The organism is Chitinophaga sp. 9-1-y (genome assembly GCF_059511905.2).
In genome coordinates this window covers 1,625,486-1,651,124 of sequence record NZ_CM197955.1, presented here as the reverse complement: position 1 = coordinate 1,651,124, position 25,639 = coordinate 1,625,486, and the positions used below count along the sequence as shown (strand labels likewise).

18 protein-coding genes are annotated in these 25,639 nt (G+C 46.8%); 2 read left to right on the top strand and 16 right to left on the bottom strand.

All coding sequences use genetic code 11. The features are described 5' to 3' along the window. Positions 1-55 precede the first annotated feature (55 nt). Positions 56-2,074 (bottom strand): hypothetical protein, encoded by a 2,019-nt coding sequence (locus AC5ZC7_RS06540; protein WP_496160394.1) that lies wholly within the window; start codon positions 2,072-2,074, stop codon positions 56-58. 163 nt (positions 2,075-2,237) lie between these two features. Here AC5ZC7_RS06540 and AC5ZC7_RS06535 point away from each other — a divergent pair, with 163 nt between their 5' ends. After that, entirely contained in the window at positions 2,238-2,645 is a 408-nt protein-coding gene (locus AC5ZC7_RS06535; RefSeq protein WP_496160395.1) for a hypothetical protein, read from the top strand. Positions 2,646-2,648: 3 nt separating this feature from the next. Here AC5ZC7_RS06535 and AC5ZC7_RS06530 read toward each other — a convergent pair whose 3' ends face one another. From AC5ZC7_RS06530 to AC5ZC7_RS06480, 11 genes are all read right to left on the bottom strand, one after another. Beyond that, the gene (locus tag AC5ZC7_RS06530) at positions 2,649-3,896 is read right to left on the bottom strand and encodes an amidohydrolase family protein (protein ID WP_496160396.1); all 1,248 of its coding nucleotides are present in this window, start codon (positions 3,894-3,896) and stop codon (positions 2,649-2,651) included. A gap of 9 nt (positions 3,897-3,905) precedes the next feature. Next, positions 3,906-4,961: a redoxin domain-containing protein gene (locus AC5ZC7_RS06525; protein WP_496160397.1), complete on the bottom strand. Its 1,056-nt coding sequence runs from the start codon at positions 4,959-4,961 to the stop codon at positions 3,906-3,908. 62 nt (positions 4,962-5,023) lie between these two features. After that, positions 5,024-6,409 carry a RagB/SusD family nutrient uptake outer membrane protein gene (locus AC5ZC7_RS06520; RefSeq protein WP_496160398.1) on the bottom strand — a complete coding sequence of 462 codons (1,386 nt, stop codon included), beginning with the start codon at positions 6,407-6,409 and terminating at the stop codon, positions 5,024-5,026. Positions 6,410-6,420: 11 nt separating this feature from the next. Continuing rightward, complete coding sequence (locus AC5ZC7_RS06515; RefSeq protein WP_496160399.1) at positions 6,421-9,945, bottom strand: SusC/RagA family TonB-linked outer membrane protein; 3,525 nt, start codon at positions 9,943-9,945, stop codon at positions 6,421-6,423. A gap of 24 nt (positions 9,946-9,969) precedes the next feature. After that, positions 9,970-10,986, bottom strand: coding sequence for a FecR domain-containing protein (locus tag AC5ZC7_RS06510; protein ID WP_496160400.1), 1,017 nt, complete (start codon positions 10,984-10,986; stop codon positions 9,970-9,972). Positions 10,987-11,028: 42 nt separating this feature from the next. Then, positions 11,029-11,661, bottom strand: a complete 633-nt coding sequence (locus AC5ZC7_RS06505) for a sigma-70 family RNA polymerase sigma factor (RefSeq protein ID WP_496160401.1) — start codon at positions 11,659-11,661, stop codon at positions 11,029-11,031. A 261-nt stretch (positions 11,662-11,922) separates the two neighbouring features. Further along, positions 11,923-13,056 carry a family 20 glycosylhydrolase gene (locus AC5ZC7_RS06500; RefSeq protein WP_496160402.1) on the bottom strand — a complete coding sequence of 378 codons (1,134 nt, stop codon included), beginning with the start codon at positions 13,054-13,056 and terminating at the stop codon, positions 11,923-11,925. Between the two features lie 2 nt (positions 13,057-13,058). Further along, positions 13,059-14,339, bottom strand: coding sequence for an IPT/TIG domain-containing protein (locus AC5ZC7_RS06495; protein WP_496160403.1), 1,281 nt, complete (start codon positions 14,337-14,339; stop codon positions 13,059-13,061). Positions 14,340-14,368: 29 nt separating this feature from the next. Then, positions 14,369-16,018 carry a RagB/SusD family nutrient uptake outer membrane protein gene (locus AC5ZC7_RS06490; protein WP_496160404.1) on the bottom strand — a complete coding sequence of 550 codons (1,650 nt, stop codon included), beginning with the start codon at positions 16,016-16,018 and terminating at the stop codon, positions 14,369-14,371. 22 nt (positions 16,019-16,040) lie between these two features. Continuing rightward, entirely contained in the window at positions 16,041-19,298 is a 3,258-nt protein-coding gene (locus AC5ZC7_RS06485; protein WP_496160405.1) for a SusC/RagA family TonB-linked outer membrane protein, read from the bottom strand. A 261-nt stretch (positions 19,299-19,559) separates the two neighbouring features. Then, positions 19,560-20,582, bottom strand: a complete 1,023-nt coding sequence (locus AC5ZC7_RS06480) for a FecR domain-containing protein (protein WP_496160406.1) — start codon at positions 20,580-20,582, stop codon at positions 19,560-19,562. Positions 20,583-20,745: 163 nt separating this feature from the next. Here AC5ZC7_RS06480 and AC5ZC7_RS06475 point away from each other — a divergent pair, with 163 nt between their 5' ends. Next, positions 20,746-21,327, top strand: coding sequence for a sigma-70 family RNA polymerase sigma factor (locus AC5ZC7_RS06475; protein WP_496160407.1), 582 nt, complete (start codon positions 20,746-20,748; stop codon positions 21,325-21,327). 106 nt (positions 21,328-21,433) lie between these two features. Here AC5ZC7_RS06475 and AC5ZC7_RS06470 read toward each other — a convergent pair whose 3' ends face one another. The 4 genes from AC5ZC7_RS06470 to AC5ZC7_RS06455 form a co-directional block, all read right to left on the bottom strand. Further along, positions 21,434-22,303 (bottom strand): EamA family transporter, encoded by an 870-nt coding sequence (locus tag AC5ZC7_RS06470; protein ID WP_496160408.1) that lies wholly within the window; start codon positions 22,301-22,303, stop codon positions 21,434-21,436. Between the two features lie 306 nt (positions 22,304-22,609). After that, entirely contained in the window at positions 22,610-22,957 is a 348-nt protein-coding gene (locus tag AC5ZC7_RS06465; protein WP_496160409.1) for a nuclear transport factor 2 family protein, read from the bottom strand. A gap of 183 nt (positions 22,958-23,140) precedes the next feature. Further along, on the bottom strand, positions 23,141-24,364 hold the full coding sequence (locus tag AC5ZC7_RS06460) for a PepSY domain-containing protein (RefSeq protein ID WP_496160410.1): 1,224 nt from the start codon (positions 24,362-24,364) through the stop codon (positions 23,141-23,143). 24 nt (positions 24,365-24,388) lie between these two features. Further along, positions 24,389-25,633, bottom strand: coding sequence for a DUF4374 domain-containing protein (locus AC5ZC7_RS06455; RefSeq protein WP_496160411.1), 1,245 nt, complete (start codon positions 25,631-25,633; stop codon positions 24,389-24,391). Positions 25,634-25,639 lie beyond the last annotated feature (6 nt).

Genomic DNA, 25,639 nt, shown 5'->3' with positions numbered 1-25,639 from the left:
CGGCATTACCCGGTACACCCTTTTATCGTAAGCCCCCTCAGGCATTACCTTCCTGTTATTTCACCGGCGTAAGCTCCAGCACTTTCACTTCAAACGGCGCCAGTTCAATAGTAACATTTTCCTCGCTATCCATATTCCCCATCCCCGTATTAGTGACTACATTAAACACCGAAAAACGCGTATGATAGTCTTCCGGCAATTCCAATACCTCTTTTAACCGGAAGGTAATTTTTGCCGTTCCGGCAGATGGATTCCGCCATGTCAGCGTTCCTTCTTTATGATTCCAGGCCGCAAAGCCATATACTGCTGCTTTACCAGGGTCGCCGCCTATCCAGTGTATATCGGATAATACATCCTGGTGTTGCGCAGACCACTTCATGCCCTTCGCCAATACATTCCAGCCGGCCGTAGTCACCAGGTGCGGATTAATATACAATTCCTGCATACCGGTGCCGTTCCCAAAAAATGTCCATACATCTTCCGCCAAACCAGCATCATCATTGGCAAAGGAAGCACCCAGGCCGTTTTCATTATTCACTACAATGCCATGATACATCAACGCATTGAGTGGATACAGGCGGGAACGCTGTACTACATTCTTATATACTTCCGCATCGCGGTAATTGATCCATTGCTGTCTTTTTGTACCTGCACCCAGTAGCCCCATGTCTTCCCCCGCTCTCCAGATGGCATCGCCATAATTCAGCCAATAGGGAGAAGGCCACGTACCTACGGTCAGGTTAAAATACAGATCCGGCTTTATTTTGCGTAAGTCCGTGATCACCCGCAGGAAAGATTCCACGTCTTTTGCATATTTCTCTCCTGCTCCTCCAACGCCATTGCCAGCGCCTACACCGTCAAATTTGAAACTCACCACCCCCTGGTGTTGCACAAAGCCGGTGGTCAGCTTCCTGAAATAATCGAAATAATGCGGGTCAGCCAGGCTTAAACCATTGTCGTTCGGCGTAAACGGTAAATGCAGGGTTTTAATACTGGCCAGGCGACTGATCTTCTCCTGGTCATAACCTCCCCAGGGAGATACCCACACACCCATCGCTGCGTGATACTGCCGGGCCAATGCTTCCATCTTTTTAAAGCCATTGGGTAGCTTGCTACTGAAGTACCAGAGACGGTTATAATCGTCCCAGCCACTATCCCATAAAAAAGCATTCAGCTTTGCCTTACGTTTCACCACCAGGCTATCACCAAACATTTTGATGCGATCCAACGCATTGGCTTCTGTAATTTCGCGGCCATCATATCCTACATCATACCAGGAATTATAATGCGGAAACACCCGGTAAGGCACCGCCCTTACTTTCTCGAGGTAAGTTAAAAAACCCCGCCGAAGTTGCCCCGCAGGCGTAACACCCCAGGCTACACTAACATTAAAACCGTCGCCAGAGCGCAGTGTGGCCGAAGCGGCTACGCTGCTCTGCGTAACAGTTGAACCTTCCTCCTGGTGCGCCATCGGGTGCTCCAGGGCAAAAAACAGGTTGTCTACCAATACCGGTGAACCATCTACCGAACCGGAAAGCACCGGTTTAGCCGCAGCTGGAATATTTACCAGGGATAAATCTTTGATCGCATGTTGTGGATCCGTGATATGAAAATGTTGCTGAATAAAATTGCAGTTGTCGTGTAATACAATGCGCCACACGATATTGAGCTGATGCGCTTTGTTGAAAAGCCCAAACACCAGCTGTTTTCCCGGCAAGCGGTCTATGCCACTGATTGCTGCCGGTGTTGCGGCCACGGATGCTTCCCGCCGGCTCGTTACGGTGAAATCTGATGGCAATAAGGCCGTACCATCATCCAATTTTAAAACAAACAACTGGTTAGCATCGAAATGCACCTGCGTGGACGATAGTTTATCGCGAAACGTTACGGGGCCTAACTGTGCTTTAACCGTTCCCAGGTTTACTTCGAGGACCTCATTTCCCAATATATTCTTTCCCGGTACTATCACCGCTTTTGCCGGTGCCTTGCCCGCATAAAACACCTGCGCCTGTACAGGCAACTGCATGGCCAGCAACAGGGCAACCGCCAGCCCGCTGATGAGATTTTTTTTCATGATTCATCTGTTGAACAGGATAATGTTAACAGATTTTACCCAGAAATACCGGAACAAACGATTGCGCAATTTAATTGGCTCAATATGCCATTCAAATTGTCGTGTTTACCCCGTATAAAAGCAAGGGATACCTGCTACCTTTAGCTTACTAAACCACCATACCATGCAACCCATTACGCTGGATCATGACATAGAAGTATTTTATGTAAAAGCAGACTCCTTTCCAATGGGCATTAAGCCTGCTTTCGAAAAGCTAACCACCCTGCTCGGAGATATGACCGGGCGGCAGCTATATGGTATCTCCCGCCCGGAGAATGGAAACGGCGTTGTATACAGGGCTGCAGTAGCCGCACAAACACCCGGGGAAGGGGCTAACTATGGCCTTGATAGTTTTATCATCCGGAAGGGCACTTATATCAGCGAAGTATTACGGCATTACGAACAACATATCATGGAAGTCACCCCCACCTTTGCCCGATTGCTGGATACGCCTGGTATTGATCCGCAAGGCTATTGCCTGGAAGACTATTTCAACGACACCGACATACGGTGTATGGTGCCGTTGAAATAACTATTACCAACGCAACACCTTACCATCTTTGATCACCATCACCGGCGTAAACAGGCTGGCCAGGTTCGTGTAAGGATCTGTGTTAGTAACCAGCAAATCGGCGCGTTTACCTGCACGCACTACACCGCGATCCTGCAAACCGGTAACGGCAGCACCGTTGAGCGTAGCGCATTGAATAGCGGCAGCGCGACTTAAGCCGCATTTGCTTACCAACAATTCCAGTTCCTGTTCCAAAGGCACCGCCTCATTTTTTTCAGGATATATCCAGTCGGTACCAGTAACAATCTTCACGCCCAATTGGTGCGCCATGCGGGTAATAGTGAGTGCATTCCACATTTTATTATTGGTGGCATGAAAGACCGTGGGATCCAGGAAAATATGCTGCTGCTGCATACCTTGTAGCAACTTCTGCTGCACCCCGGTATCCAGTACAAAGTTCTTATAGATTTGTTCCCATGCTTTGCTGACGTTCAGGGTATCTCCTTTTAGTTGCTGAAAACAAAGGTCTGCCGCATGGGATAAACTATTCACACCGGCGGCCACGCCATCAGCGGGTTTGGCGGGAAACACCGTGCCATGGCTCCATACCTGTATGCCCTGTGCGTGCGCTTCTTTGGTAATAGCTGCCATTTGTTTTTTGGTAAGATCGGCATACACTTTAATGCCGGTAACGCCCGCCCCTTTGGCTTCGGCGATCGCCAGCCTCAAATCCGTTTCGGGTGTAATAGCGCGGTACCAGGGCGTTGTGCCCAGGTCTTTGTCACCACGGGAACCACCTTTCATCATCTCAAAATAACCAGGACCAGCAAACTGCGCAGCATAAAAAATATCCGGCCCCATCAGCTGCCCTGTGGCCGTTTTCCTTTTATACTCTGCCAGGAAAATGGCATCACCAGCCATATCCCGCACGGTAGTAATACCATGCCGGATCATGTTTTCCAGGATACTATCTGCTTTCAGGTGCATACCTTTCTGATCATCCATATCTACCGTAGCCAGGTGTACGTGCGCGTCCATCAGCCCGGGTGTGATAAACTGACCACTACAATCAATGACGGTTAATTTTTCAGTGGGAACGGCACCATCAAAAATCAGTTTTTCGATGATCCCATCGCGTACTAATACAGATCCCTTCCGGGGCTTTACCGCAGCATCGCCGTCGATGATGGTGGCATTTTTCAGCAATAACTGCGCACGGGTGTGCGGCGCGAAGCCAAGCAACGCGAGTAATAACAATATACCTTGTTTCATAAAAAATATTTACAACTTTTCCAGGTCGGCGATTTCAATATGCTGCTGAATAATGGTACCGCTTTTGTCAACCAGGAAGGTAGCCGGCAATGATTGTACTTTGTATTGCTTTACAAAATCGCTGTTCATACCATGAGGACTTAACAACTGGGTCCAGGGAATATTATCTGATGCAACGGCTTTCTCCCATAGTTCTCTTTTCTCATCTACAGAAACAGATACAAAGCCTATTCCTTTCTTGCTGAATTTTTCGTACAGGGGTGCGAGTTTGCGGTTGGTGGCGCGGCAAGGTGTACACCAGGAAGCCCAAACGTCCAGTAATACGTATTGATGTTGTTTAAACAAACTATCCAACGCGATATTACTGCCATTCATTGCAGGTAAAGAAAACACCGGTGCTTTTTTTCCGGTCATGTTAAACGCGGCCGCGGCTTTTTGCTTCTCTGATAAAACCTGATAGGTGCTTTGGGCGGCTGCTTGCTGCTGAAATGCCGGCACTAATTTTTCAAGGTTATCCGGTGACCAGGCAAACGCATAATAGTAGCCCATCCAGGCACCGGCTAAATTACCCGCATTGCTCAATACAAAAGCCAGTCTTTTTTGCTGCACTTTTTCCGCATACCGGTTACTTTCGGCGTTGGCTTTTAATTTTTCATCGAGGTTAGGTGCAGTTTCATATTTATGTCCCCATTCATTCCAGGCTTTTTCATCGGGCCTGATGGCTTTTTCAAAATCGCTCCATTTCGTTTGTAGCGCACCACCGTTTACTAACACAGCAGAATCTTTAGTAACATTGATAGTCACCTTCTCCCCTTCTTCTAATAATACCGCATCTACAAAAGGCTTGCGTAAACGCACGGAATATACACCGGCGCCAGTTGGCAAGGTGTAAGTAACTTTTCCGCTGGAAAGCCGCAGTGTATCTATCAGTTGCCGGGTAGGCCACTCCCGGTAAATGGTCACTTTTTCATTCTCTGCATGTAACGCAGTGGTAAATGTTAACTGCTGTGCGTGGGTGGCAGTACCGAGTAATAGTATGGCGGAAAGAGCACTTAAAAATTTCATATCCGTTTTTTTTAAAAAGGCTGACTAAAAAATTCATTTTTAGCCAGCCTGTGAACAGGTGATTACCTGGGATTTTGTATAATGGCTGGGTTTATGGTAATGATCTTTGGCGCAATCTGCAGCAGGTAGCGGGGATCATTCGCGGTCAGCGTATAAGTAACGCCTTTATAACTGCGGGTCAGCTCCTTTTTGAAGCGGGGATCACGGTTTAACCTTTTCAGGTCAAACCAACGTACCCCATGATACATCAACTCCCTTCTTCTTTCCTGCAGCACCTGCACCAGGGCTTCTTCTGCTGTATTAGCCGTTAGTGCGGTGTATTCCGTTGGCTTAAACCTTTTCTGGCGAAGGGTATTTAGCAGGTTGATGGCTTCGTCTTTATCATTGCTGCGGGCCAGGCATTCTGCTTTTGTTAACATCATTTCAGGCACACCTATGCTGTAATTGATATAGTTACCAAAGTAATCAGGATATGGATTTACAGGAGCAGTAGAATTCCTGAGAATTCTTGTAAACGAATATACATAGCGCAAGTCCTTCTCTCCTAAAATCCCGAGTAAATCCGGGTTAATCATAAAACGCGTGATAACGCCACTCTGGCTCGTAGTCCGGGAAAGAATATTCTCCGGGTTGGCATCAACTGTAGGCTGGCCTTTTAAACCACTATATGGTTTTGCAGGATTAATGAAGCTGATGGTATTGTAATCCAGCAAAGTATTTTTTAATGCCAACGCTGCTGATGCCGCCTTCTGTGCCTGCTCATAGTTACCCATAAACAGGTATACCCTCGCCTGTAACGCATAAGCACCTGCCTTCCCAGGATGCACATAATTCCTGCCCATATCCGGCAATCCACTTTCTGCCAATGCTTCCGACAAATCCCTGATGACCTGGTTAAGCACTTCCTGTACAGTAGCCCGTTTCGTTTTAGCTTCCAGGTCCGGTGTTAACAGTATAGGCACTGCCAGATCGGTATTGGCGGTAGCTGCCTGGTAATCATTACCAAACAGATTGGCTAAGTGGAAGTAACAAAAAGCGCGGTGAATCTTTGCTTCCGCGGTGAGACGACTTACATCGGCAGGTGTACCACCCGTAGCAGTACCTATCTCTTGCAACACCAGGTTACAGTTATAGATATTACGATACAAACCATTCCATTCTCCATCATCTTCTGTTGCCTTGAACAAATCTTTCACCCAGAGATAACTACGCGCGCTACGTCCATCACCCAGTAAGCCCATCCCGTAATCTGTATAGGCTACATCATCCGTCATCATTTCTTCATTTCCATAGCAGGCATCGGCTATCAACGGATCATTCATAAACAGTTCATATTCTGCCACTGTTTTCGGCAGGAATTTCCCTTTAGGGGTTACGTCCAGGAATTTTTTGCAACTGCTGGAAAACAGCGCCAGCAACGTTATTGAATATATCGCTAATTTTTTCATGAGCTCTTTTTTTACAGTTCAACACGAATGGTAATCGTTGTTACCTTAGGTTCCGGTAAATAATAACCTCCATTGAGAGGGTCTATCGCTTCCGGATCTATACCATACTTATTCTTCTTCCATAAAGCCACATTGTTCATCTGTGCAATCAGGTGCACACCTCTCAGGAAAGAACCTTTCAGTAAAGAAGCCGGTAAATTATACCCCAGCTGTATTTCACGTAAACGGATATAGTCGCCCGGAATAATGCTATTAGAAGAATACTGCATGGCACGTTCCCTTCCATCGTAGAAGTCTGCCGGATCAAAAGACGGCGTGATCGCTGCAATATCTGTTTTGGCTTCATCGCCTGGTTTACGCCAGCGGTCCCTGACCTGGTAATTCAATGCATTAGAGAAAGAATAACCGTACATATCCGGCATTTCACGACGAAGTACATTGCCAAAATTGAAAGTGGTTAACGCACTCGCAAAAAATCCACGATAAGTAAATACGTTGGTAAAACCACCGGAGAAAGGTGCCCGGTAAGTACCACTATGTACCAGTGAAGAGAACTGCGCTACTTTTACTTTCTCTCCTTTATCGCCATATACCTGCGGGTTACCATGATCATCCAGTCCTGCCCATTGATAGCTCCACAGGGATTCCCGTGCATATCCTTCTACATATTGCGTAGTGCCGGATACCCGGTTCAACTCAGGATTGGCATCCGGTATTTTATTATCCAGGATCACATTTTTATTATAGGCAGCATTCAAGCGGCTGTTCCATTTGAATTGCCTGGTTTCAATAATATTGCCCTGTATAGCCAGCTCAATACCTTTGTTCCTCATTTTAGCCGCATTAATTTTCATATTGGTAAATCCTACGGTAGGATCCAGTGTAGTGGTACCCAACAAGTCATAACCATATTTATTGTACACATCTGCACTTACCTGTAAGCGCCCTTCATACATTGCCAGGTCTACTCCCAGGTTAACGGTACGGGTTCTTTCCCAACGCAACTTTGGGTTATAGCTGCTTACCCTGGCATAAAATTCATTGAGTTTTGCTGAAAAGAAACGGTTAGCTACCAGCAATGGTGTAGTGGTACGATCAAAGTTACCGGTGAGACCCACGGAACCACGCAACTTCAGCATGCTGACATTATTAATATGGAAAAACTTTTCCCGTGCCATATCCCAGGATCCACCTAAAGACCACAACGGCGTACGGCGGTATTTAGGATCGGCGCCAAACAAGTTCGACTGATCCACGCGGTAACTACCGGTAACAGTATAGCGATCATCATAAGTGTAGGCGCCAGTACCATAGTAAGATCTTTCTCTTGTATCGTTATACGAAAACAGGTCATTCCGGGTGGCATCATATATAGGAATAGCATTCCCATTCCACCATCTGAGGTTATTGCTCAGTAACATCTTCTGATCGATCGGTTGCCAGGATTGTAAATCATCATTATATCCAAATTTGGTAGCGGTAAACCCTTCGTTCACGTAACGTTTTACCTCCGTACCAGCAATAAAATTCACAAAGTGCTTTCCCTGAAACAGGTTGGTATAACTCAACTGTGAACGAAAAGCCCAGTTGTTGTTGGTATATTCCGACTGATTCAAACGATCGCCCTGTGGCAGGTTATACACCGCTTTGTTATTGGCATCCAGGGTAGTAAACTGGTTAATATAATTACGGTTATCATAGGAATACTGTGATACGAGATCGCGCCCACTCTGCTTCATACGATCATACAGGAATCCGGCATTCAGCGTCAGGCCTTTGATAATTTTCCATTCACCACCTACATTGGTTCTCAATCCAAAGTTTTTACTCCGATTGTTAGATAACCTCGCATCCTGTAATAAATTCCGGCCATTCTCTGCATAGCCCAGGGGTTTCAGCTCATCATTCGCCGCTTTATTGAAACTCGTATAGTCGTACAGGTAGTTCCCACTACCATCTACCAGTAACTGGTAAGGCGCCAGTTGTTGTATATCTCCGCTGATATTTGGCGCCGTCTTCAGATCCTGGAACACGCCATTAATATCTACATTGAAGCGCAGGTTGGGATTCAGTTCAAAATCGCCGCGGGTATTCAGTTGCATAGATTCAGTTTTATCCGTGATATACACGGATTTCCCCTTATCATAAGAACCGGATACCATGAAGCGATACCCTTTACCACCGCCGGAAAGCGACAGGTAATGGTTTTGGCGTACACCCGTACGCAACAACAAATCGCTCACCTGCGACCGGTTAGAAATACTGCCCAATGAATCCTGTTTACGTTTAAATTCCGCATCAGTAATCAGGCCTTTATTCAGTTGGAAGAGAAGGTCAAAAGAAGGAGAATAACCACTGGATGATCCTTCAAAAATCTCTGGTATAATGAATCCTTTATCATACAGCTCTTTATCATAATCCACCAGGTCCGCGCTATTGGCGCGTTTCAGGGTGGAATAGTCCGGGCGCTGGGTAAAGTACATATTGGTAGCGTAGTTCACTTTCAGTTTTCCTTCTTTCCCTCTTTTGGTGGTTACCACAATTACGCCATTGGAAGCTCTCGCTCCCCAGATAGCAGCTGCGGCAGCATCTTTCAGCACATCCACTTTTTCCACATCATTCATGTTATCTGGTAACTGGTTCACCGGAAACCCGTCCACAATAATTAGCGGCGCACTACGCTCTGTTTGTATGGCGCTGCCACCACGCACCTGGATATTGATACCATTCTGCTGACGATCTTTACTGGTACCGGAATAACCCGTTGCCAACGTTAATCCAGGGATGCTTCCCTCCAGTAAACTGGTGAGTGACTGGCTGCTTCTGCGTTGTATTTCCGCACTGCCAATCTGGGAATAAGCGCCGGTAGTGTTCTTCCGGGCCAGCGACTGGTACCCGGTAGAAATCACTACTTCCGGAATATTGCGCAGGGACTGGCGCAGGGTTACATTCACCATGCTTCTGTCGCCTGCTTCCAGTTCGCTCGTTTCATAACCCACGCAACTGATGCTCAGCTGTGCTTCCGCGGTTTTGAGCTTCATGGAAAAATATCCTTTATCATCTGTGATAGCCGCATTGGTGCTACCTGCTTCGCGGATGGTCACCCCTGCATTGTACACAATGGCATCGTTTTCATATAGGCCAACACGTCCACGAATACTGCGTTCTGCCTGGGCTGGCGTAGCAGGCGTTACCCGGCTTACACTGATCATATTATCATTCCTGCGAAACGCATAATGATAATTCGCTGTCAGGTATTGCAATACTTCCTCCAGTGATTTTTCTCCCGCAGGAATGGTGATCACTTCATTGGAATGAACAGCAGAACCCGCGTAAAAAAAGCGGACTTTGTACAAGGCTGATAAGCTGCGAAAAGCCTTCTCAGCGGGCACTTTTTCCAACACCACTTGTTTCTTCATCTGCGCTTGTGCAGGCATTAGCGCCAGCGTAAGTACTAACACCATCATCATCGCAAACAAGGCATGAGAATGTCTACTCGTTATCCTCGCGGATAACCGGCAAATACGTAAATACATAATACTACGAATGGTTTTGGTTGATTATTTAATTAATACATTGGTTGAATCAACGAATTGATATTGCTTGTTTAAAGTAAAACACAGTACATCCAATACGGCTGGCAGTGCGTCATTTTTAAATCGTCCTGAAAAAACTTCCTTTTGTAACGTGCTATCGCTTATCTGAATCTGAATATTATAACTGGCCTCGAGTTGCAGTATCACATCGCGTACCGGGGTGTGATCAAATACCATTTCCTGTGCTTTCCAGGCATTCAGGGTGGCGGCGGTAAAATGTTGCTGCTGTTGTTTGTTTTGGTGAGACGGATCTATCAGCAGGCTTTCGGTAGGCTGCAAATAAGCCACCAGTGTACGTGTGCCGTTCCGGCTGTTTTCTACCATCACCTTTCCCGTTTCTAATAATACGTGCAATTTGCCATTGGCGGCTGTCATCCGGAATGCGGTACCCAAGGCAGTAACGATGTAATCGCCACCCGTTACGGCGAAACGATGCATTGGATCCGGGGATATTTTAAAATAAGCGGTCCCATTCAACACCATGCTGCGGGTGGTTTTGCCGAAGGTGCTGTCCAGTTGTAAACTGGCGCCACTTTCCAGCAGTACATAGCTGCTATCCGGCAATACAATTCCTTGTATGGCACTACTGGTATTGCTGTAGTATAGTTTAACCGGCGTTGCCACTGTTGCCAGGCCGGGTTGCGTAACCGCCGGCGCAGGCCGGAAGTACCAAACGGCAACAACTATCAATAGTACTGCGGCGGCAGCGGCAGGATAATACCAGCGTATACGGCGCACCGGCGTGGCTGTTTGTAGCAACCATTCGTCCATTTTAGCCATCGCCGCTGGTTTCTCCTTTTCTGCTACTAACAGCCAACCAGCGGCTTTCACCATGTCAGTGGCCTCCCGAACAATAGCTGCCTGCTCCGGATGAGCGGCTATCCAGTTATTCCAATAGCGTACATCGTCTTCATTCGTATGAAAACAATAATTAATAAAAGACGGCTGTCCTATTAATCGTTCTACTGAAATATCGGCCATGCAGGGATGCTTTTTCTATACAGAGGGGAAAGCGGGTTGGATTTACCACAGAAAAAAAATATTTTTTTTACCCACCTCCTGCCGGAGTTGTACAATCGCCCTGTGGGTAAGATTATAGACCGTACGGAGACTGGTATTTTTGGCATCTGCAATTTGTTGGAGGGACATATTTTGGAGGAAACGAAGCTCAATGACCTCCCTTTGCGCCGGGGTTAATGTTTGTAAGGCCTGTTGGATGCGGTTAAACTGTGCAGTGAAAATATCGGTATCTTCCTCCCCGTCGGCGGAAAGGTTAATCAGGCTGCTAACGTCTGTCAGCTTCTTTTTCCGCCCCCATTGCTCAATTAAACGACGTTTAAAGGCGGTGAGCAGGTAAGCCGATACGTTGATATCGGACGATAAATTGGCGCGCTTCTCCCAGAGATAAATAAAAAAATCGTGCAGATGATCTTTCACGAAAGCCGTGTCACCATCCAGCCATTTACAGCCCCAAACAAACATGCGCGAATAATATGTATCATATAATTCGCGGAATGCAGCTTGTTCACCGGCACAAAATTTCTTCCAGATATCGCGTTCATCAGGCATACCACTTCGCTCCTCAGGCGTTTCTCTCTTACTTTGGTTGAGGCCAAAGATATATAAAAAGAGCAGAAAGCTTAAAGCAGAAAGCAAAAAGCTATTTTAGCGGATGATCAACGCGGATTTTGTCTTTGTACAGGATTATACTGATTATACTGATTTTTGTTTTTTTGATTCTAGAAGATAGGAAAAGATCTTAGCGGGTATATCCTCGTCAGGGTTCCTATATTTTTCTAAATATAAAAATCAAATATAAAAATCAGTATAATCAGTATAATCCTGTACAAAGACAAAATCCGCATTGATCATCCGCTAAAATAGCTTTTTGCTTTCTGCTTTAAGCTTTCTGCTCTTTTATAATTTCTCTTTCTTCCTTATTTCGGCAAACAATGCCTTAAAGGTGTTTACGTTGTCCATCGTTCCCGGACGTACGCCTTTACGCCCGTAATAGCCATCTATAAACTCTTTGGTATTGACCCACATAGTTTCAAATATGCCGGGCATACGTTCCGCCAGCGTACGGGAGAAATCGGCCTGCAGCCCATTTTTGCGGGCGGCATATACCTGCTCCAACTGCGCCATTGCAGAAGATACTTTACCACACGAAGAAGGCAACACCTGGAATCCTTTCACCGCAAAATAGGCAGGCGTAGGAGGTGCATCTTCATACTTCCAGTCACAAATCATAATATCTTTCGGTATCATATCTATCGCCCTGGCGGTATTGTTCATACTTGCCTGCCAGGCCAGCAGGTTGGTTTCCTTACCATCTATCAGGCGATCACTCCACATCCACATCTGGCATTTTTTTTCTTTGAGATGCTGATGCAGGGCCGTTACATAGGCCCCAAATAATTCCGCCGGGTCTTTGCCACCACAGCGTGGACATTTATTGTACCCGATAATCCAGGCTTCATCCAGGCCCACGTGAAAAGCATCCGCACCTGATACATCAATCAGCTCATCTACCAAAGGAAAAATGACTTTCAATAAATCCGGATGCTGTGTACAAAGGCATTTACTGTAGAAATCGAACATACCACCATTTTTCCAGGGCACCGGCGGATTATAATCCGGTGATTCGTCCAGCTGTGGATACTTCTTTAACAGCGGTCCTATCTCCGTTTGTTCTGATTGATGCGCCAACAGGTTCATTGTCGGAATAAACCGGATCCCCGCTTCTTTGCAGGCCTGTACAATCTGTTTCAGATCATCTTCGGTAATCCCGTTCCACTCCGCTACTTCGGGATCAGATTTAAATTTGTAGGCCAATTCAATTCTCAATGCCAATGTATTCACTCCTTCTGCTACCAATGCTTTTTTAATAAAATCACAGAGCAATGGTACGTCCTGTCGTTGCGGTACACTCAACAATAATCCTTTTACCGGAAGCACATTCCATTTAAAGGGAGCGGGTTGCTGTGCGCGTGCATGAAAGAGCGTTAACAGCAAACATCCCACTAATATTATCTTCTTTAACCTCATCATATTTATTCCCCAATTACTTTTCGAATCCTGTTATTATTTCTGTCCAGTACGTATACAACACCGTTTTTATCTACCGCTACACCGGTAGGTGCATTAAACAGTGCGGAAGCACCCGCACCATCTGCAAATCCGGCGGTACTGCCACCAATATAAGTAGTCACATCCCAGGTGTTGGCGGTGATTTTACGAATGCATTGGTTGGTGTTCACAGAAGAACCGTCGCCGGTACCATTACCCGCTACAAACAGGTTGTTGTTTGCATCTACGGCAATCGCCCATGGATAATCAAAACGCGCCGCAGCGCCTGTTCCATTCACCAGGCCAGTTTGGTAAGCGGCACCTGCAATCACCGTAGGCTCCCAGGTATCAGCAGCAAACTTCTTAATCATAGAAGTACCATTCTCTGATACATACAGGTTGCCTTTATCATCTACGGCTACATCTACGGGATAAACAAGGTTCTTAATAATCTCGGTGGCAGTACCTGCAGGTGTTACCTGGAAAATACTCCCGGAACCACGGGCATTGGCATAATAGATATTGCCATTACGTTTATCAATACCTATTCCCCAGGCCTCTCCCCACGCAATCAGGGAAGTAGTACCATCGGCGGTCACCCTGCGGATGGTCCAGTCGGCCGGATCTGCTACAATCACGGTACCGTCTTTGTCTACCGCCACGTCCAGGGGGAGTGAGAACTGTGCAGTTTCTCCCTTACCTTCCATATAGCCCCAGTTGCCATTGCCTGCCAGCGAAGTCACGGTACCATCCGGCGCTATCTTACGTACCCGGCGGTTATCGCCATCTGCTACGTACACGTTACCAGCAGCATCTACATCCAACCCACATCTTTTACCAAAATTGAAAGAGGAGAAAATGCCTTTTCCATCTGCAAAACCCGCGGCCCCATTGCCGGCCAGCGTGCTTACTTTATAAGAGGTAATATATCCAAATTCCTTTGCTGTGGTAGTTGTTTTTCCATTAATGGTGACGGTGATTTTACCACTACCTGCTTTTTCCGGTATTACCATGAGGATATGATCGCCGATAACTCCTTCTACCAATGCTTTTACACCATTTACGGTCACGCTTACCGCGGCGGTATCCGTGGTGAAATTGCTGCCGTAGATGAGCACTTCTGTGCCCGCGGCTCCCGATTCAGGCGTAAATTTATCTACTAAAATCGGGGCATTGTTGTCGTGCACAAAACCCTTGTCTTTTTTACAGGCAGCTGCTACCACTATCAGCAACAGTATTTGCAAACGATATAATATAGTTTTCATTCGTTCTTGTTTAAGTGAAACAGTGACAGTTACCAACCCGGATTTTGTGTGAAGCCTGAATTGTGGCCACTCACCTTGTCGATCTCGCTTTGCGGAACAGGCAACCAGTAATTTTTACTTGCATCAAATACGCGTTTCTCTATCACGGGATAAGTATAGGTAACATTTCCGGTACCGGAAACGGCTACGCCATGTACATCTTTATTATCTACCTGTTCAGCTATTTTCCAGCGGCGAACATCCCAGAAGCGATGATCTTCCAGCGCCAGCTCTATCCTTCTCTCATGACGGATTTTAGCGCGCAAAGATGCCTTATCACCACCACTGAAAGCTGGCATCCCGGACCGGGCACGTATCGCGTTCAGCGCATTGTATACATCTGCCTGCGGGCCTGTAGCCTCATTCTGTGCCTCTGCATAGTTGAGATACAGTTCTGCGGTTCTGATCAGCACCCATTTACGATCGCTTCCACCGGTACCGGAAAACAGATCCACCGAAGGCAGCAGGTATTTACGCTGCCAGTAATTAGTGGAAATTTGTCCGGAACGGGGTGCATCCGCACCATTGGGATCAAGGACCTTTCCTTTCCAGGTAGCGCCAGGATACAGGATGGTAGCATAAAAGCGGGGATCTCTTCCCTCGTAAGGTCTTTGCGCAACATAGCCGGAAGCAGGATCCGTAATTGGCAAACCGGTAACTTTCATTTCATAATCATCTACCAACTCCTGTAAGGGTGTAACGTTGCCATAACCGTTGGCACTGCGGGGATTCATTTCGCGGTCGATGCCACCATCGCCGAAAGCACCGGGCGCCGGGCGGCTCCAGATCACTTCACGATTAAAATACTGCGTAAAAATATCGCTGTAGTTATCGTTCAGCGTATAGCCGTTGATGACAGCCGTATCTAATGCAGCGCGACACGCTACCGCCGCCTGTTGCCAGCGGGTAGCGTCATTGCCGGGATTAAACAATGGGCTGGCATAAAACAAACGTACACGTCCTTCCAGTGCCATGGCAATCATTTTGCTGGCACGCCCCCAGTTAGATGGCCGGTCGGCATAAGTAACCGGCAACAACGCACCGGCTTCCTGCAGATCTTTCAATATGCTGGCAGTTACTTCGTCGATGCTGTTACGTTTATAGTAAAGGCTGGCCGGATCATCAAAAGGACTCTTTTCCGTCAACAACAAAGGTAATCCGCCCCAGGAACGCATCAGCTCAAAGTAATAATATCCACGTAACAGCAACACTTCTCCTTTGAGGCGGCCACGGCGTTCCGGATAGTTAGGATCCATGGGCACCAGGTCGTAGTTAGCCAGGAATTTATTGCAGGCGCGGATTTTTCCATAATAACTGCTCCACAAATCAGACATCGGGAAATTCGACGGACTCATAGATCCGGTGTTGAAATTACCTGCATCGGGATAAGAAGCAGAGTTATCAATACTCTGGTTGGTTTCATCTGTAGCACTGTTTAAACCCCAGGCAGACCCTGGTTTAAACATATTCGGTAAGCTCTGGTAAATGGTATTGACAAAGCCTTCCGTATTTTCAATATTGGAAAATACTTCCTTTTCTGTGATCAGGTCACTGGGCTTCCTGTCGAGATAATTTTTACTGCAGGCAGTTGCACACAGCAGCACGGCAGCGATCCCTGTTTTTATGAATACCTTTTTCATCATTATAATTTATCTCCCGTGATTAAAGATTGATTGTAATACCTGCGTTATATATACGCATAATCGGATAAGGTTGCCAGCCCCAGCGTCCGCCGGTGTTGGATTCCGGATCTATACCCAGGTCTTTTACATTATCCCAGCTAATCAGGTTCATACCATTCACATAAATGCGCGCGCTCTTTATTTTTACTCTTTTCAATAAATGAGCAGGTAAGCGATAGCCGATTTCCGCATTCTTTAACTTCACGTAATCTGTTTTTCTGATCCAGTACGTAGAGCTCACGAAATTATTGGCCATGTTGCTTTCTGAAAGGTGCAGGGCCGGGAACGTTGCGTTGGCAGCATTTTCCGGTGTCCATCTGCCCTCGTGAATAGGACGATAGCTTTCGCGGTAGTTGGCGGTGAGCTGCGAAGAATAGATCTGACGGCCACCCGTAGCACCCTGGAACAACACACTCACATCTATCCCTTTATAATCAATGCCGAAGGTGGCGCCGAAATAGCCGGTAGGAACATTCAACATCGGTAACATAGTTCTGTCGGCCTCGTCAATTTTGCCATCGTCATTGAGATCTTTGTATTTGATATCACCAGGTATCAATGGGGCAAAGGTTTGTCTGGGGCTTTTATTGATTTCGTCCTGGCTCTGGAACAGTCCTTCTGCAATATATCCCAGGTCGTAGCCGATAGGCAGTCCTATCTGGCTCTGGTAAGGGTAGGCCAGCTTGGGTTCATCCAGTTCCAGGATTTTATTTTTCACAAACTGGTAATTCAGTTTTGCAAATAAGCCTACCTGTCCCGCGTTGGCGTTGAGATTTAATTCTGCTTCTATCCCTCTGTTCTGGATACGTCCCATATTTCTGTTCAGGTCTGCTGTAATACCCATATAACCGGGGATAGTGCGGGCCGCTACGAGGATATCTTTACGCAGTTCATTAAAGAAGTCCACAGAAAATTTCAGCTGATCTTTCAGGAAGCCGGTTTCTATGCCAAGGTCTGTTTTGGCGGCCTTCTCCCAGGTAATGGCGGTATTGCCAATCCTGTTTTCATAATAGCCCCCTACGCCGGAAGCCACGCTACCAAAGGTAAATCCACCACCACGGGAGTAGTCAGATAAATACAACCAACGACCTCCGTTCACCTGGTCGTTACCCACATATCCGTGTGAGAATCGCATTTTCAGGAAGCTGAATGCATGTTGATCTTTCATAAAATTTTCCTGGCTTACTACCCATGCAGCAGAAATGGCAGGGAAAAATCCATAGCGCTTGCCCGAAGGGAAGTTCTCAGATCCATTGTAGCCGGCATTGAATTCCAGGTAGTATTTGGTGGCATAGTTATAGGCAATTCTTCCCACATACCCTTCGTATACCCGTGGCAGGTTGCCCGACTGGGAACGATAGTTACGGTTAAAGAGAAGCAAACCGCTGACAGCATGTTTACCGAAATCGCGGTCGTACATGAGTTTCAGGTCGTAGTAGTAATATCTTTCTCCGCTGGAATAGCCAGAGCGCTGTAAGCTGGTAGCTTTGCGGTGTTGGGTATAGGTGCCGTCTCCACCGGGAGTGGATTTATAGCGCCAGGAATCAAATTCCTGGTCCAGTGCAAAGTTGATATCACCATAGTTTTCAAAAGTAAAGAGACCTTTTACTTTCAGGCCGGGCGTAATAAAATCCAGCTTACGCGTCAATGCCACACTACCATTGGTGCTATGCCAGTAGGCATCGAGGTAGCCGTTGCGGGTGATGATGCCATAAGGATTGTAAAAATCCTCGCGCATGGTGCCGGAAGCTATACTACCGTTGGGGTTGAGCCGCGGCGTAAGGCGATTGGTCATCTGTGATAATACCACCCAGAAAAATTCATTATTACCACGGTCGCCGGAAGGACTGGTTCTGTTCTCCAGTCGCGATGCCAGGTCTACCTGCAGCGTCGTATTTTTATCCAGTGTAATATCTACGTTAGAGCGGAAGTTGAAACGATCGTATTTATATTTGATGCCATAAATGTTCTCATTGGCGTGGTTGTAAATAGGCTCCTGGCGCAGGTAAGAGCCGGAAACAAAATATTTTACATACTTGGATCCACCGCCGATATTAATATTCAGTGTTTTCTGCGGCGAATTTTTCCGGATCATTTCACTGTACCAGTCGGTGTTGGGGTAATCATATGGTTTCAGGCCGGTTTTATAATATTCCAATTCCTGGTCCGTAAATACAGCAGGCATGCCATCATTTTTAGCAGCTTCATTTTCCAATACTCCAGACTCATAAGAGCTGAGGAAGCGGGGGAAATTGGTAGGCTGCTGCAAGGCGTATTGCATGTTTACCTGGATATTGGGAGGTCCATCCTTTCCACGTTTGGTGGTCACCAGTACGATTCCGTTGGCGCCTTGTATCCCATACAAGGCAGTAGAGGAGGCATCTTTCAGGATAGAAACGGATTCTATTTCATTGGGGTCCAGCTGGCCAATATTAGCATCCCCCCTGGGCAAACCATCAATCACCACGAGCGGGTTAGTGGCGCCGGTAGTACCAATACCACGGATGAACAGCTGCGAATCATCACTACCCGGGCGACCCGAATGTTGTGCCGTGATCAATCCCGGAAGCCTTCCGGCCAGGGCATTGGATAAGTTAGCCACCGGGCTTTGTTTCAGCTCTTTTGTTTGGATGCTGGATACTGCACCAGTGATACTCTGCCTGGTTTGTTTTTGTCCGTAGCCCAATACCACTACCTCGTTGAGGCCCGATTCCGCCGCCTTCAGCCTGATTTGTAACTGGGTATTCCCTTTTACCGGTACTTCTTTGGTTTCATACCCGAGATAGGAAATCACCAGGATACCATTTTCCGGTACGGTCATTTTAAAATTACCATCCACATCGGTAGCAGTTCCTTTACTGGTACCCTTCAACTGCACACTCACGCCGGGTAACTCCTGACCATTTTCCGCCATTACCTTACCTGATACTGTTATGTCCGCCCTACTCTCAGAGATAGCCACCAGTCCACCTTCCAGCATTTTATAGCGAAAGTTTTTGTCCAGCACCTGGTCCAGGATTTCAGGAAGGGTGGCTTCTTTGAAATTCACATCTACCTTTTCATCTTTCGGAAAGGTTTTGTAGTTGTACAGGAAACGGTAGTCGCTTTTGGTTTCCACCCACTCCAGCAGCTTATGCAAGGCAATTTGCCGGCTGTTAAGCGTAAACCGACTCTGTGAATGCACATCGGCACGCGCCTGTAGAATGAAAGCCGTAATCAGGATGAGGCAAAGCTTCATACACAAGAATGTTTTTCTCACTAAATAGTTGGAAAGGGCTGTTTTTAAACACAGCGTTTTTTTCATACATTTGAATTGAACGTTAGACATTTGAAACAATAAAATCCCGCACGGACTATTTGTTTCGTTCCATGTTTAGCTTTTAAAAGGGAGGTGTGGCGACACTTCCCTCTTTTTTTGGCGGAAAGAGTGTGTTATACAGGTTCCAGTGGAATCGGTGTATTGTTTTTCATCGTGTTACTGTTTTTGTGATCTGGTTGATTAATGATGTATGTAAATAGTATCTCCTTTTATCGTATAATTAAAATCGGCCGTTACCTGTAATGCTTTCAGGACGTCGGTGACAGTTTCTTTCTTAAAAGTGCCCTTGAATTTATAATCTGACGGGAACGTATCTGTTAATATAATTTTGCGATTGTACCAGCGGCTCATCAGCTTTACCAGCTCCGGGAAGGTTTTATCTTTAAACTCCAGCCGGTCGTCCATCCATACCAGTTCACTGACCTGCTGACTGCTCACATTAGGGGTTACTTTTTCCACGATGAGTAATACATCGCCCCAGTCTACCATACGCCCGTTTACCGTCCCTTCATGGGTCCTGGTTGTCTTCTTTTTCAGGATGGCCTTTTCACCTGGCTCAAGTACCAGGCTGTTACCGTTGCGGCTAAGGGCTACGCGGCCTTCTACCAGTGTGGTTTCTATGCTACCTTCTCCCTCATACGCTTTTATGTTAAAGCGGGTGCCAAGCACCTGCACATTCAGATCGGCAGTGTGAATCACAAAAGGATGCGCCGCTTTTTGCGCTACCTCGAAGAATGCTTCTCCTTTCAAATACACTTCCCGGCTGCTGCTACCAATGTTGGCGGGATAGGTAAGATGACTGCCCACATTGAGCCATACCTGGGTGCCGTCTTCCAGCGACACCTTTTTCCGGATACCTTCCGGCGTGTCCAGCACCAGCTGACGATTACTTCCGGGCGCCCACATCCATATGGCGGCACCTGCTACCAGCAACAATACAGCCGCGGCGGCCGCCATTTTCCACCATGTAGCGGAAGAACGACGCACCATCGTAGCCGGAGCCTCCTGCCACGCTCCTTCCTGTTTCAAACGATCCGTAATATCCGTGTACATCCGCAGCAAATCCGGCTGCACATCACCACTATCAGGTATCTGAGCAGATCTGTATTTTTCATACCAGGATTCCAGCGCCGCTTGTTCGTCTTCCGTACAATGGCCCTGCAGGTATTTTTCCAATAATCCTATCAGTTGTTGGTCACTCATTATTTTGGTTGTCTGCTGATATAGACACGGCATTTATCACCTACCCTACCCCCATCCTGAAATTTATTTTTACCCTTTTTTACCGGGAACCCCCTATTTTTTTATATCTTTTACGCTTTATAGGCAGCCGGATACCAAAACAATACCGGCGTAAGTGGTAAGCATGACGGAGTATATTGCATTACAGGATGAGGCATTAATAGCACTACTGGCGAATAACGACAACAAGGCATTCGAAACCTTGTACCAACGTTATGCTGCCACCCTGTACAATCATGCATACAAAAAATTTCCGGTACCTCACTTGCTGGAAGACATGCTACAAGACATTTTCACGACCCTTTATAAAAAACGCGCTACACTTACCGGCATACAAAATCTCTCTGCATACCTTCACGGCGCCCTGCGCAACCGCATCCTCAATGAATTGCGTAATTCGCTGCTGCATCAGCAGCATCATCAACATCTCCCCGTAACCAAAACAGCAGAAAATGACCATGCATATGATTACAAACTGCTGGAAAAAAGATTTACACAGGCACTGGACAAACTCACAGAACGTAGCCGGGAAGTATTCCTGCTCAGCCGCCGTGACCACCTGTCCAATAAAGAAATTGCACAACGTTTAGGCATTTCCGTGAAAGCGGTAGAAAAGCATATGGGAAAATCACTACAGGTGATGCGTGGGGAATTCAAGGACTATGGCCTGCTGCTGGTGGCACTCTCTACCGTTTTTTATCATTGATAGCAGAAAGCGGAAGACATAAAGTAAAAAGCCATTGTAGCGAATAAACAGTGCGAACAGGATACTCGCAACAATCATCTGCTACAATGGCTTCTTGCTTTCCGCTTTATGCTTTATGCGCTTTATGAAGCAATACCATCGCTAACAACATCAAAGCTACGCCGGCCCATTGCCAGCCATTTACCGGTTCCTGTAATACCAGGTGAGAACAAACAATGGCCACCGGCAACTCCGCCGTCATGATCACCGCACTGATACCCGCCCCAATTTTGGGAATCCCCTTCGCAAATAATAACGGAGGGATAATGGTACCGAACAATGCCAGGAATAAAGCCCATTTCAACAGCCCCGTATCAAAATGTGTACTCGTCAGCAACGGTGCAGCATTCACCAGCAAAATACCAGCCGTAGATCCCGTCATAATCACCGCACCTTTTTCTAATGGCGCTAATTGTTTTCCTACCCGGCTATTGGCAATTACATACACCGCGTACAAAAAGGCAGATGCACCGGCATAAAGCAATCCCTTAATGGACAACGCCAGTGAGCCTCCGGTGGCCAGTCCGCTGCCCAGCCAGGTACCTGTGAGAATCAGGGCGGTTGTGGTCAATTGCAGCCAGGAGGGCCGCTTTCCGAATAACAACCATTCAAGCAACAGCCCTATCCAGGTAAACTGCATCAATACCACAATGGCTACGGAAGCCGGAATATAAGCCACAGATATATAGTACACGAAACTGGTGAAACCAATGCTGGCGCCGGTTAACAACAAGCCACCCCACTGCCGCGCATTCATGGCAATTGTATTTTTACGGCATATCCACCATAGTATCCATAATACCATCATGCCTGTAAAGGCTTGTGTAGCGGATATCTCAGCGGGCGTATACCCTTCGCGGTAAGCTAATTTTACAAATGTAGAAAGTATGCCAAAGCTGCACGCCCCGGCGAAAACCATTAATATATACCTGGTCATTATTTTCGCTTAAATAAAAAAGAAAATGGGAATTAAAGGGCACGAAAAAATAACCAGGTCAAACAGACTTAGACAGATATAACAAACCTGCTGCTTCCGACAGGCGGAACAGCGGCTAAGCAGAAGAAATGCTGGTTATTTTTCTTAGAAAACAACAACAGCAGGAGGAGGTGTACTGGAATAAATGCGGTGCATATGGTTTATATTATTAAAGCAAGATAGATAAAAAATCGGGTTCTTCCTATGTTACAATAAAAACGCCACCATTATTGGAACGGTGGCGTTACTAGTAAAAGTCGTTCCCCGTTAAAGGAAAGGCCGGGGATCAAAAATTACCTTCAGTGAGGTAACCTTACCTGCATCCAGGTGGTACCAGCCGCAGCCAAAAACGGTTTTACCTTCCATGGTGAGTGAATAGAACAGGCATACATCTTCCTGGTCTACAAACACCTTCTGTACGTCATATTTCAGCTTCATTTTCCTCATATCCCCGAAATAAGCGGCGGCTCCCTGCCGGGTGCCCAGTACGCCTTCAAAGGTCATATCTTCTTTTGCAAAATGCTCCGCAGCATCGAAATCTTCCTCGTTAATGGCTTGTATCAGGGAAAGCACCACTTTCGCATTATCAGATACCTGGTTAATCTTTTCCATCATACCTTTACTTTTACCCATTACTGCGAAAAAATCGTACCGGTACTTTTATGGGCAGATATGGGCATTTCAGGGTACAAAATTCCGCAATCGGGGTATCTGTCGCGGTGTAGGCTACTCATTTAATGCATAAAAAGGGGCGCATCCGAAGATGCTGCCCCGTTCAAATCTACGACGGATTGTAAATTATACTTCAGCCACCCGGACTTTTTTCCCGGCTGGCGCTGACTTCTTCTTCCGGCCTTTTCCCCACCAGATAATAAACCCGGTAACAGGTAAAGTAGCACCAATCAGGCTGGCAAAAAACGCCAGGAACTTACCCGGTAAGCCCAGTATGCTGCCTACATGAATGTCATAATTCATACGCCGCAACTTGCCGGCGAAATCCGCTTCGGCATATGACTGTTCATATAGTTTGTTGCCGCTAAGTGGTTCCAGGGTATGCTGATCATATGCGTAACGACGGTTGTTGTAATATTGCCCCCTGGAAGGATACACGATCACGGTTATCGTCGCCTCGCTTTTAGTGGTATCCGGCAGGCCAAGATAAAAACCGGCTGCCTCCGGATGCTTGCCAATAGTCTTTTTCCAGGAGATATCCATCTTTTGCCCCAGGTTGTCAAAATGATGTTTCCCTGCCTGTAAGGAATCTGATTTCAGTTCCACAAACCCAGGGAGGCTTTTACCCCCGGAAGTAGCCCAATACAGCCCTTTACTCCACCATTCCAGTCCGTACACCATGCCGGTCACCCCAATTGCGAAAAGGAGCAACAATGCGTAAAAACCCAGTACATTATGTAAGTCGTAGTTGACACGTTTGGTACTGGCGCCCCATTTTATTTTAAAGCTTTGGTTGCGGGTACTTTTATTCCATTTTTTGGGCCACCACAATACCAACCCGCTGATCAGGGTAATTACACAAACCAGCGTACTGTAGTTGATAATCGGGCGCCCTATTTTGTACGGCAACCAAAGAAAGCGATGCCCATTCAATACCCAACGAAAAAAATTCACCTCTCCCTCTTTGCGGGCTACCTTGCTGATCACCGCGCCGGTATAGGGATGCAGCTTCAGCGTAGAGCCGCCACGTCGTCCGCCAATATTCGCTTCTACCGCTTTACCTTCTTTATACAGGAGGTATCCTACCGATTTCCCGGGATACACTTTTTCCGCCACCGCCATGGCCTGCGAGGGCGTAATCAGGGCCTGTGATTGTACCGGGATATTGGCCTCCGGTTCCATCCAGCTGGTAATTTCTTCATTAAATACATAGATGCAACCGGTAATACAAATGATCACAACAACGATGCCGGACACCAGCCCCAGCCACAAATGCAGCCAGGCGGAAATGCGGTAAAACAACGACCGGAATTGGGTTTTCTTCCTGGTCGATTTTTTTGAACTATTCATTTTCTTCCCTGCTTAAACAGATGATTAATATTCCACTTTGGTAATCGCGGTAATTTTGCCTCCTTCTACTGTTAAACCACGTGTAGCCGTTGCCGTTGCAATGTCTACTTTATATACCCAACTGCCGGTAGTGGTATTTAAACCGATGTAACCGGTTTTCCCATTGGTCGACAATGTATTATTGTTATAAGCGGCCGAGGTACTTAAAATCTCAGCAGGCGCACCATTCACCCAGGTAAAGGTTTTCCGCACCACGTTCACCATGGCCATGCGCAGGCGCCCGCTTACGGCATTGGGTTGCTCATACATCATCAGCAAAAACACGTTATCGCCCAGGTAAGTTTGTGTGGCCACATGATGCCCACCAGATGCCTCTTCCAGGTTGAAGAAATAGTTTTTGTCAAACTCCTTTGCACCTTTCAGCACCCGTAACACAGCAGAAGGTTTGGTAGTGGTCACTTTCCCATTGTTGGTAGCAGCAGCAGCCGAAAAACCATATACATCCCCATTTTCCATTACGCCTAAACCATTGTTGAAATAAGCGCCCAGGTAACTGGTACGGTTATCCCGGATGATGTGCTGTAGTTTCAGCTCCGGGTAAGAAAATACGGCTATCCAGCTGCTGTCGGGGTACTGGGTGCCAAAGGCATCATTGCAACATCCCCTGATACTCATATACGGTGCAAACACTTTATCTCCCACTTGTGTAAACCAGGTAAAATGCGCCCGTTCTCCATTGGCGGCCAGCTTCACGATGTTAACGCTGTCGTTCCCCACAATTCTTGATTTCAGCGCATCAATGCGATACATGGTAGCGGTTTCATTGGCGCCGCTTCTCGGTATTTTCACCAGCAGCAGTTCATCATTCACGCGGGTAAATGCCTGCACGGTTTCTGTCTGGAAATTGGACGTTTTCACCAGTTTACCGGCCGGGGTGAAACGATAGGTAGTCACGGCGCCCGGGTTTCCCTGTCCGTACAACAAACTAAAAAAACGTCCCTTATGTGTCAGGTAATAACGATAAGATCCGTCTTGCTCTTTACCGTTATGGGCGGTGGTAATAGATCCGCCACCCAAACTATCTGCGGTGAGCAGGATGTCTGCGATGCCCGTAGTACCTATAGGCGTTACCGTTACCACATATTTGGACAGTCCCTGGAATTCCCCTTCTACAAAATCAACACTCTCCAGCTGGTCTTCCTTATCACATGAAATACCCGGCAAAGCCATGCTGCCAATCAGTAATATGCATTGGGTTATTTTTCTCATTCCTTT

What these genes read in the sequence shown, in the direction of transcription:
- AC5ZC7_RS06485 (WP_496160405.1), bottom strand. Translation starts at nt 19,298, where the DNA reads ATGAAGCTTTGCCTCATCCTGATTACGGCTTTCATTCTACAGGCGCGT.
- AC5ZC7_RS06500 (WP_496160402.1), bottom strand. Translation starts at nt 13,056, where the DNA reads ATGATGAGGTTAAAGAAGATAATATTAGTGGGATGTTTGCTGTTAACG.
- AC5ZC7_RS06480 (WP_496160406.1), bottom strand. Translation starts at nt 20,582, where the DNA reads ATGAGTGACCAACAACTGATAGGATTATTGGAAAAATACCTGCAGGGC.
- AC5ZC7_RS06475 (WP_496160407.1), top strand. Translation starts at nt 20,746, where the DNA reads ATGACGGAGTATATTGCATTACAGGATGAGGCATTAATAGCACTACTG.
- AC5ZC7_RS06525 (WP_496160397.1), bottom strand. Translation starts at nt 4,961, where the DNA reads ATGAAATTTTTAAGTGCTCTTTCCGCCATACTATTACTCGGTACTGCC.
- AC5ZC7_RS06535 (WP_496160395.1), top strand. Translation starts at nt 2,238, where the DNA reads ATGCAACCCATTACGCTGGATCATGACATAGAAGTATTTTATGTAAAA.
- AC5ZC7_RS06520 (WP_496160398.1), bottom strand. Translation starts at nt 6,409, where the DNA reads ATGAAAAAATTAGCGATATATTCAATAACGTTGCTGGCGCTGTTTTCC.
- AC5ZC7_RS06530 (WP_496160396.1), bottom strand. Translation starts at nt 3,896, where the DNA reads ATGAAACAAGGTATATTGTTATTACTCGCGTTGCTTGGCTTCGCGCCG.
- AC5ZC7_RS06495 (WP_496160403.1), bottom strand. Translation starts at nt 14,339, where the DNA reads ATGAAAACTATATTATATCGTTTGCAAATACTGTTGCTGATAGTGGTA.
- AC5ZC7_RS06470 (WP_496160408.1), bottom strand. Translation starts at nt 22,303, where the DNA reads ATGACCAGGTATATATTAATGGTTTTCGCCGGGGCGTGCAGCTTTGGC.
- AC5ZC7_RS06515 (WP_496160399.1), bottom strand. Translation starts at nt 9,945, where the DNA reads ATGTATTTACGTATTTGCCGGTTATCCGCGAGGATAACGAGTAGACAT.
- AC5ZC7_RS06455 (WP_496160411.1), bottom strand. Translation starts at nt 25,633, where the DNA reads ATGAGAAAAATAACCCAATGCATATTACTGATTGGCAGCATGGCTTTG.
- AC5ZC7_RS06540 (WP_496160394.1), bottom strand. Translation starts at nt 2,074, where the DNA reads ATGAAAAAAAATCTCATCAGCGGGCTGGCGGTTGCCCTGTTGCTGGCC.
- AC5ZC7_RS06460 (WP_496160410.1), bottom strand. Translation starts at nt 24,364, where the DNA reads ATGAATAGTTCAAAAAAATCGACCAGGAAGAAAACCCAATTCCGGTCG.
- AC5ZC7_RS06510 (WP_496160400.1), bottom strand. Translation starts at nt 10,986, where the DNA reads ATGGCCGATATTTCAGTAGAACGATTAATAGGACAGCCGTCTTTTATT.
- AC5ZC7_RS06465 (WP_496160409.1), bottom strand. Translation starts at nt 22,957, where the DNA reads ATGATGGAAAAGATTAACCAGGTATCTGATAATGCGAAAGTGGTGCTT.
- AC5ZC7_RS06490 (WP_496160404.1), bottom strand. Translation starts at nt 16,018, where the DNA reads ATGAAAAAGGTATTCATAAAAACAGGGATCGCTGCCGTGCTGCTGTGT.